This is a genomic window from Frankia gtarii (assembly GCF_025403375.1).
Taxonomy (GTDB): domain Bacteria; phylum Actinomycetota; class Actinomycetes; order Frankiales; family Frankiaceae; genus Frankia; species Frankia gtarii.
The window spans coordinates 1-8,472 of the sequence record NZ_JAMPTM010000281.1 but is presented as its reverse complement, the minus strand read 5'-3'; the positions used below and the strand labels follow the sequence as shown (position 1 = coordinate 8,472).

The following is an 8,472-nucleotide window of genomic DNA, read 5'->3' as shown; positions in this document are numbered from 1 at the left end:
CGATCCTCCCGGCCCCCGATCCTCCTGGCCGTCGACCGTCGATCTCCCGCCGCTCGCGGGGGTGGATGGCGTGGCCGTCTGCCCATGGTCAGCCGGCCAGCCGGTCAGCCCGTCCCGCGGGTGTGGAGCTCGCGGATCGCCGGGCGGGGATCATCCTCGATGCGGGACTCGGCATCGAAGATCATGGTGGCGCGCCGGTCGAGCGTATACGGCGACCAGGTGGGTAATCCGGGATGGTTCGGATCGCCCTCCTGAGCGAAACGCACGAACGCCTCGCTGACCGCGCGGGCCACACTCGCATTCTCGGGCCGGTCGCCGGCCATCGGGGTGAGCGGATAATTGTCGAACACAAACGGGATCTCGCCGCCGTGGGTGGCCCCGAGAATTCCGCCGAGGGCGGGCGTGGCGAAATCGAAACGGTAGACGTACACCGGGGCGCCGGCTGCGGCGATCTTCCGTTGGGCCCAGTCGATCCCGCCCCACCACATCACCCGGTCGGTCACGAACGCGCACGCCAGCTCGCTCGGCGTCGCGTCCGGCCGCTCCGCGCGGTAGGCGCGTACGAACTCCGGCCCGGCGGCGCCGAACATGCCGCCGGCCAGCGCGGCCAGGCCGGCGTCGTCGAGGGAGCCGAACCACGGCATTCCCAGCATGATCATCTTCATGTCGTCCTGGGTCGACCCGACGAGGACGGGGACGTCGGCGCCCAGCGGCGAGGCCTGCGGATCCATCGGATGGGCGGGCAGGACCCGGCCGTCGACGACCGCTTGGAAGGGCATGAACTGCTCGCTGCCGGCCGCCCCGGCGAGCCCGGAGGCGATCGGCACCCCGGTCGCCTCCGCCTCCTCGATCAGCAGTTCGGCCGGCACGTCGTGCAGCTTCGCGATGTCCGCCGGGGCGATCCCGAGCCGGCCGAGCAGCTCCTCGGCGTTCGCGGTCGCCACGTCCGCCGGGCAGGAGCGGATCAGCGGGCCGCTCATCACCGCCGCCCGCTGGAACAGGCCCTTCGCCGCCGGCATGCCCAGCAGGATGGAGGTTTTCGACGCGCCGCCCGAGTCGCCGAACAGCAGCACCCGGTTCGGGTCGCCGCCGAATCCGGCGATGTTGTCGCGCACCCATCGCAGGGCGAGCACGATGTCGAGCATGCCGGCGTTGCCCGCGTCGCGGTAGCGGTCCCCGGCCAGCTCGCCGAGGTGCAGGAAGCCGAGCGGTCCCAGCCGATGGTTGATCGTGACGACCACGGCGTCGCCCCGGGCGGCCAGGGCAGTGCCGTCGTAGAGCGGCCAGGAGCCCGAGCCCGTGCTGAAGGCGCCGCCGTGCAGCCACACCAGCACGGCGCGGGCGCGCTGCTGGTCGACGCCGCCGGTCCAGACGTTGAGCACCAGGCAGTCCTCGTCCTGGGCCGGTTCGTCCCCGGCCAGGCCGTGCAGGAACGCGAGGAACGGTGCCATCCGCGCGGCCGAGGCGGGATCGTCCGCGCCGGTGCCGCCCGCCTCGGCCGGGCGCGCCTGCGGCGCGGTCGGGCCATAGGCTAAGGCGTCGCGAACACCCGTCCACGGCTCGGGCGGGCGGGCCGGTTGGAATCGGTTCGCGCCGGCGACGGATCCGCCGTACGGAATTCCCTTGAAAATGTGCACGCCCGATGGTGTCGTCGTGCCGCGAATCCGGCCGTTCGACGTTTCGATGACGATATCCGGCATGATCGTTCCTTTCCTGCGTGGGCCCGTTCGAGGGCGCGAGTGAAGTAACTCGATGCACCGAAAATTAGGCGCCGGCCGAAGGTGTGTCAACAGCGTTCACCGGCCCCGGTCGCGACCGGTTGACGTGGTCGAGGTCACTCTGAAACGCTGCCCGGTACCCGCACACGGGCCACGGGTACCGGGCGGGGTCATGGGTGCCGTCGCGAGGCTGGGCCCGAAGGCAACAGGGGACGGAGCTGCTGATGGGCGCGAGCGAGCTGTCCGGGAACGTCGATTCCGCACCGTTAGCCCGCTCCGCACCGTTAGCCCGCGCCGCGGCGACGGCGGCCTGACGGCGTGGCCACGCCTACCGCGGGATCCACCGCGTCCCCGGCCGCCGAGCCGTCCTCGGCACCCCGTCCGGCCCCGGATCAGACCGGGCGGCTCGCCGGGCGGGTCGCCGTCGTCACCGGTGCGGGCCAGGGCCTGGGCCGGGGGATCGCCGAGGCGCTGGCCGACGAGGGCGCCGCGGTGGCCCTGCTCGGCCGCACCGAGTCGAAGGTGATCGCCGCCGCCGAGGAGCTGTCCGGCAAAGGCGCTCGGGTGCTGGCGCTGCGCTGTGACGTGGCCGAACGGGCCGATGCGCAGGCCGCGGTCGAGGCGACGCTGGCGGCGTTCGGCGCGGTCGACATCCTCATCAACAACGCCCAGGGCGGGAACAACACCGTCCGTGTCCCCACCGTCGACGCCACCGACGCCCAGCTTCTCGAATCCTTCGAGACAGGCCCGCTGGGCAGCGTGCACATGATGCAGGCCTGCTTCGAGGCGTTGCGGGACTCCGGCCACGGCGCGGTCGTCAACTTCGGGTCGGGGATCGGCGTACGCGGCGCGCCCGGCCTGCTCGGGTACGCGATGGCGAAGGAGGCCATCGGCGGCCTGACGAAGGTCACCGCCATCGAGTGGGGCCGCTACGGGATCCGGGTGAACCAGGTCTGCCCGGCGGCCTGGTCGCCGGCGGCCGAGGAGTACATGAAACAGAGCCCCGAGCGTTGGGAGGCGCAACGCCGCCAGACCCCGCTGCGCCGGCTCGGTGACCCCTACGCCGACATCGGCCGGGCGATCGTCGGCCTGGTCAGCGACGACATGCAGTACCTGACCGGGGCGACGCTCATGCTCGACGGCGGCCAGATTCTGCTGCGCTGATCCGGTCGTACTCGCAACCCCGCGCATAGGACGGATCGGAAGGAAACGGCGATGCCGGACAACCTGGTGGGCAAGACGGCGATTGTCACCGGCGGCAGCAGTGGCATCGGCCTGGCCAGCGTCGAGGCGTTCGTCGCCGAGGGCGCGCACGTGGTCATCGGCGACATCCAGGACGAGCGCGGCCGGGCCGCCGCCGAGCGGCTCGGTGACGCCGCGATCTACGTCCACACGGACGTCTCCGACGACGACCAGGTTGCCAACCTGGTCGACACCGCGGTGCGGCACTTCGGCGGCCTGGACATCATGTTCAACAACGCCAGCGGCGCCGGCGACCAGGCCGGGTTCGTCGATCTCGGGCCGGACGGGCTCGACCGGTCGCTGCGCCTCATCGTCGGCTCGGCCGTCTCCGGCCACCGGCATGCCGCCCGGGTGTTCATCGAGCAGGGCCGCGGCGGCTCGATCATCACCACGAGCAGCGGTTCGGGCCTGCGCGGCGGCCTGGGCCAGCCGAGCTACACGATCGGCAAGCATGCCGTCATCGGCGTGGTGCGCCACGCCGCGGCCGAGCTCGGCCGGCACGGCATCCGCTCCAACGCGATCTGCCCCGGCATCACGATGACGCCGGTGATGGGCGTGGGCATCGCCCGGGACCGCCGACCGGCCTTCATGGAACACCTCGCCGAGGCGCTGCGCGACGAGCAGCCGGCCGGCCGGGTCGGGCAGCCCGAGGACATCGCCGCCGCGGTGGTGTTCCTGGCCAGCGACCTGTCCCGGTTCGTCAACGGGGTGGTCCTGCCGGTCGACGGCGGCGCCGACGCGGTGAGCCTGGGGCGCTACTCCGAGATCACAACCGCGGTCCGGGCGGACTTCGGCGGCCGCTGACGCCGGGAGAGCTGACGCCGGGAGGGTAGCCCGCACGGACGCGTCGCGGGGCCAGCTGGCGCGCCGGTGCGCTGCTGGCCCCGCGACGGGCTGGGGTGATGCGGGTCAGGTGACCACGATCCGCACGGAGGCCACGTTCGGGATGCGGCGGTGCACGGCGTCGCGGTCGCCGTCCCGGTGCGACCACACCCGGGCGGTCGCGAACCGGGTGCCCGGCGTGGGGTACGCGTGCGTCCTGGTCAGGCTCACGGCGGTGGGGGTGCCGATGACGTCGGCCGGGTCGGCGAACGCACCCGAGCCGTCGAGGTCCCACTCGACCGCGACGATCGTGCCCGCCCCCGGCGGCACCTCGGCGTCCACCCGCAGCGTCACCGCCGTGCCCGCCGGCACCTCGGCCCGCTCGCCGCCGTCCACCGTCGCCGAGACCACCGGCTGGATGCCGCCGCGCTCGGTCGCGGTCGCCGGCAGCACGACCCGCCCGTCGCGGAACTCGTAGTGCGACCCGGCGGGCTCGATCCCCTGCTCCACCCAGGCGACCAGGTCGAGCAGGCTCTGCTCGATGACGGGCAGGTAGTCGATGAGCCACGTCGAGGTGGCCCGGTCCGGCGCCGAGGGCAGGTACGCCGGCGGGATGTGCTCGGCGTTCTCGGTCCAGCGCAGGCGGAACCGCTCGGCGGCGGCCTCGGGGCCCCGCACGGCGCGCACCGCCGCCTCGTAAACCAGGCCCTGTGGCGGCCACAGCGAGGCGTCGTGGGTGTGGTGCACCCACAGCAGCTTCCCCTCGTACTGGCCCGAGTAGGCCACGCCCATCAGCGGCGACATCGTGGGCACCCGGCTCTGCGGGTAGATCGGGCGGCCGTCGGGGCGCAGGAAGTCGAACGCCGGCTCGTCCATCAGGTGGTGGCGGTAGTAGTAGCAGAACGCCAGGAACCGGCGGTTGTCGACGTGGATCTCGTCGCCGACCTCGACGTCGCGGAAGCGCAGCAGGTTGGCTTCGGCGACGCCGTCGGCGCTGAGCAGGTTGCCGGCGTGGCCCATGCAGTAGAGCTGGCGCCCCTTGGCCTTCCCGCTGACCAGCTGTAGGCCGGCGCCGAGGCGGTAGCCGTCGCCGAGGCCCTCGACCTCGATCGCCATGGGCAGATCGGGCCCCGCGCTCATCAGCGACGCCATCACCCGCAGGCCGCCGTATTCCGGCCCGGCGTAGGCGGGGTCGGTCAGCAGCTCGCGTCCGGTGACCACTCGGCTCACCGTCGTGGTCACGTCGAGGATGTCGTCGGCCAGGGCGTCCGGCGCGTCGTGACCGACGTACCCGGGCTGCGTCCAGAAGGCCGTGAAGTACTCGGCGTCCTCGGTGGCGAGCCGGTCGGCGATGGACGACCACAGCCAGATCTGCCCCATCGGCGAGAAGATCATGAACTCGTCGCCGCGGGGGTAGCCGAGCTGGTAGAGGTTGGCGAGCTCCTCGCGCTGGTGCGTGGTCAGCCCGGCGTAGGGGTCGCCGCTGCCGCCCGGCCGCATCGCGTCGATGACCCCGGCGGCCTGGCGGCGCAGCAGGCGCTGCACGTTGAACATGGACGCGAAGGCCATCACCTGGGCGCCCTTCATGAGCGTGGTGACGCCGTGCGCGGCGATCTCGCCGCCGCCCATGAACGGCAGCGCGCCGTCGTAGACGCCGGTGCCGTACTCCAGGCACAGCGGCGAGCGCCGCCCGCCGCCGCTGCCGCCCCAGACGTAGGCGTGGTGGGGCGGGGCTCCGTAGACCTGGGCGGCGACGTGCTTGGAGAACCGCGCGGTCTCGACGCTGGCGCGATGGCCGTAGAGGGTGGGGTCGTCGCCGCCGCGGGGGTCGATGTCGTCGCCGATGTGGCCGGAGTTCGACTCGATCATGTAGCCGCCGAGTCGGGAGATGAGGACCAGGCCGCCGATCACGTCGCCCATCGGGCCGCCGAAGGCGTCCTCATGGCCCGCGTGGGCGCCTTCGAGCGGGTGGAACAGGCGGCCGTCGTAGGAGTCCTCGGTGGGGAAGTAGAAGGTGAAGCGGGTGTCGGTGTCCTTGAAACCGCCGTGCACGTGGCGGTGGGGTAAGGGGCTTTCGCGCCACTCGTCCGAGTCGATGTAGGGAGCGCCGAAGAATGTGTCGGTGGGAATGTAGGTGGCTACCGCGATCTTTCCGTCCACGTCCATGACAGCAGTCATCCTCCACGCGTTTGGTGGGGTACTGGGGAATGCCGACCGATGCCGCCGCCGGGCGGCCGGTGGTGGGCGCAGCGTACGACCGTGGTGGCCGTCGAGTCAACAGCGTTCACCCCCTCCGGGTGGCTGGTTCGGACGGGCACCGACGAGCTCGCTGGGAATGCGTAGGGAGGTCACCGGAAGGCCGTGGACATGGGACGTCCGGGCGGTACCGTCCTCGCATGACGAACACTTCCGGTAACCCGGCATCCCGGCAGGGCGGGGACACCCTCTTATCGTCCGATCGGGCCCCGCAGGCACGGCTGGAAATCCGCGACCTGTCGGTCGGCTACGGACCCACCCCCGTGGTGCACGACCTGAATCTGGTGCTGCGGCCCGGGGAGGTCGTGGCGCTGCTCGGGGTCAACGGCGCGGGCAAGACGACCACGGTCCGGGCCCTGGCGGGGGAGCTGCGGCCCCTGCGCGGCGAGGTGCTGTTCGACGGACGCCGCACGACCGCGCCGCTGCACCGGCGCGCCCGCGGCGGGTTGCGCTACATCACCGAGGAGCGGTCGGTGTTCATGGAGCTGTCCGTCGCCGACAACCTGCGTCTGGGCGGGGGCGATCGCGAGCGGTGCCTGGAGCTGTTCCCGGAGCTGGCGCCGCTGCTGCCCCGCCGGGCGGGCCTGCTCTCCGGTGGCGAGCAGCAGATGCTCACCCTGGCACGCGCGCTCGCGGCCGACCCCCGGGTGCTGCTCGCCGACGAGCTCTCGCTCGGGCTCGCGCCCCTGGTCCTCGAACGCCTGCTGCTGGCCGTGCGCGCGGCCGCGGACCGGGGCGGGGCGGTGCTCCTGGTCGAACAGCACGTCCGGGACGCCCTCGAGGTCGCGGACCGCGCGTATGTGCTCAGCCACGGGCGGGTGGTGCTGGAGGGCGAGGCCCGTGAGCTGCGCGGACGCATCGGCGAGATCGAGCGGACCTACCTGTCGAACGCCGAGCTGGCGACCGGCTGACCCTCCTTGCCCGACGGCGGGCCTGGCACTTTAGTGAGGTGAACGCTGTTGACACCGCGGTGCGGTCAGGGCAGGGTGAGCGGACTCGATCTATGAGGTGAGTCACATGGGACAGCAACTGATCCTCGTCTCCGCCGACGGTCACACCGGAGCCCCGCCGCAGGCCTACCACGACTACATCGAGCCGGAGTTCCTCGGCGACCTCGACCGCCTGAGCGCGGAGAACGACGAGTGGCTGTCCGTCGTGATCACCGCCGGGGGCTCGTCAGAGGAGACGCTCAAGGTGATCGACGGCCGGGAGGCCATCCGCACCGGCGGCGAACTCGGCGCGTTCGACCTGGAGCGGCGGGTGCGCGAGCTCGACGCCGAGGGCATCGCCGGCGAGCTGCTGCTGTCGGGCCATCAGATGTGCACGCTGCCGTTCTTCGGCGTCGTGAACAATCCCTATCCGCCGCGGCTGCGCGCGGCCGGAACCCGGGCCTACCACCGCTGGCTGGCGGACGCGATGACCACCGCTCCCGGCCGGTTCTACGGCGTCGCCGAGGCGGGGCCGTGCCTGGACATGGCGGCGACCGTCGCCGAGCTGGAGTGGGTGGCCGAGCACGGATTCGTCGGCGTCCTGCTGCCCGGCATGGTCGCCGACCCCGCGCTGCCGCCGCTGCACAGCCCGTACTACGACCCGTTCTGGGCGGCCTGCGCCCGCCTCGGGCTGGTGGTGACCGTGCACGCCGGCTGGGGCGGGGTTCAGGGCCAGTTCCAGGCGTTCCTGCGGCAGGTGCACCAGGCGATGGGCGGCTCCGGCGAGATCGACCTGAACCTGCAGCAGCGGTTGCGGGAGCGGCTGGACGCCGGCGCCGACTCCCCCCTGCGGCTCGACCTGGGGCCGCGTCGGGCCATGTGGCAGCTCATGCTGGGCGGGGTGTTCGACCGCTTCCCGGAGCTGCGCCTGGCCCTGACCGAGGTGCGGGCCGACTGGCTGCCCGCGACCCTGCGCCGCCTCGACGAGCGCGCCGCCCGCCCAGGCGGAGCGCTGAAGCGGACGCCGAGCGAGTACTTCCGCCTGCACTGCGTGGTGATCCCCTCCTCGCCGCACCGCGCCGAGATCGAGATGCGCCACGAGATCGGCGTGGGGCGGCTGCTGTTCGGCGTGGACTTCCCGCACCCGGAGGGGACCTGGCCCAACACCCGCGACTGGATCCGCGCCGCCTTCGCCGGCGTGCCCGAGGGGGAGGCCCGGGCGATCCTCGGTGAGAACGCCATCGACGTCTACGGCCTCGACCGGGCGGCGCTGGCCCGCGCGGCCGCCCGCGTCGGCCCGCGGCCCGCGGAGGTGCTCGGCGAGCACGAGGTCGACCCGCGTCTGCTCGCGCACTTCCACAAGCGCTCCGGGTACGCCCGACCAGTCGAGGACGTCGACCTGGCCGCCGTGGACCACGCCTGGGACGACGACCTCGTTGCTCTCACTCCCGGCGGCTGACCACCTCGGCCGCCCCGGTCGCGCTCCCTGCCCCGCATCCCTGCCC

At 72.7% G+C, this 8,472-nt stretch carries 6 protein-coding genes; 4 read left to right on the top strand and 2 right to left on the bottom strand.

The annotated features are described in order from the left end of the window. Positions 1-104 precede the first annotated feature (104 nt). On the bottom strand, positions 105-1,700 hold the full coding sequence (locus NBZ83_RS26950; protein WP_261576038.1) for a carboxylesterase/lipase family protein: 1,596 nt from the start codon (positions 1,698-1,700) through the stop codon (positions 105-107). Positions 1,701-2,036: 336 nt separating this feature from the next. Between NBZ83_RS26950 and NBZ83_RS26945 the strand changes: the two genes are divergently transcribed. Together NBZ83_RS26945 and NBZ83_RS26940 are read left to right on the top strand one after the other, a co-directional pair. Next, positions 2,037-2,882: an SDR family NAD(P)-dependent oxidoreductase gene (locus tag NBZ83_RS26945; RefSeq protein WP_261576037.1), complete on the top strand. Its 846-nt coding sequence runs from the start codon at positions 2,037-2,039 to the stop codon at positions 2,880-2,882. Between the two features lie 51 nt (positions 2,883-2,933). Further along, positions 2,934-3,764: an SDR family NAD(P)-dependent oxidoreductase gene (locus NBZ83_RS26940; RefSeq protein ID WP_261569730.1), complete on the top strand. Its 831-nt coding sequence runs from the start codon at positions 2,934-2,936 to the stop codon at positions 3,762-3,764. A gap of 105 nt (positions 3,765-3,869) precedes the next feature. On the opposite strand, the gene NBZ83_RS26935 is transcribed toward NBZ83_RS26940, so the two are convergent. Further along, positions 3,870-5,948, bottom strand: a complete 2,079-nt coding sequence (locus tag NBZ83_RS26935) for an alpha/beta hydrolase family protein (RefSeq protein ID WP_261569729.1) — start codon at positions 5,946-5,948, stop codon at positions 3,870-3,872. A 230-nt stretch (positions 5,949-6,178) separates the two neighbouring features. Between NBZ83_RS26935 and NBZ83_RS26930 the strand changes: the two genes are divergently transcribed. Further along, positions 6,179-6,949 carry an ABC transporter ATP-binding protein gene (locus tag NBZ83_RS26930; protein WP_261569728.1) on the top strand — a complete coding sequence of 257 codons (771 nt, stop codon included), beginning with the start codon at positions 6,179-6,181 and terminating at the stop codon, positions 6,947-6,949. Positions 6,950-7,055: 106 nt separating this feature from the next. Continuing rightward, complete coding sequence (locus tag NBZ83_RS26925) at positions 7,056-8,426, top strand: amidohydrolase family protein (protein WP_261569725.1); 1,371 nt, start codon at positions 7,056-7,058, stop codon at positions 8,424-8,426. Positions 8,427-8,472: the final 46 nt, after the last annotated feature.

What these genes read in the sequence shown, in the direction of transcription:
- NBZ83_RS26950 (WP_261576038.1), bottom strand. Translation starts at nt 1,700, where the DNA reads ATGCCGGATATCGTCATCGAAACGTCGAACGGCCGGATTCGCGGCACG.
- NBZ83_RS26940 (WP_261569730.1), top strand. Translation starts at nt 2,934, where the DNA reads ATGCCGGACAACCTGGTGGGCAAGACGGCGATTGTCACCGGCGGCAGC.
- NBZ83_RS26935 (WP_261569729.1), bottom strand. Translation starts at nt 5,948, where the DNA reads ATGGACGTGGACGGAAAGATCGCGGTAGCCACCTACATTCCCACCGAC.
- NBZ83_RS26930 (WP_261569728.1), top strand. Translation starts at nt 6,179, where the DNA reads ATGACGAACACTTCCGGTAACCCGGCATCCCGGCAGGGCGGGGACACC.
- NBZ83_RS26925 (WP_261569725.1), top strand. Translation starts at nt 7,056, where the DNA reads ATGGGACAGCAACTGATCCTCGTCTCCGCCGACGGTCACACCGGAGCC.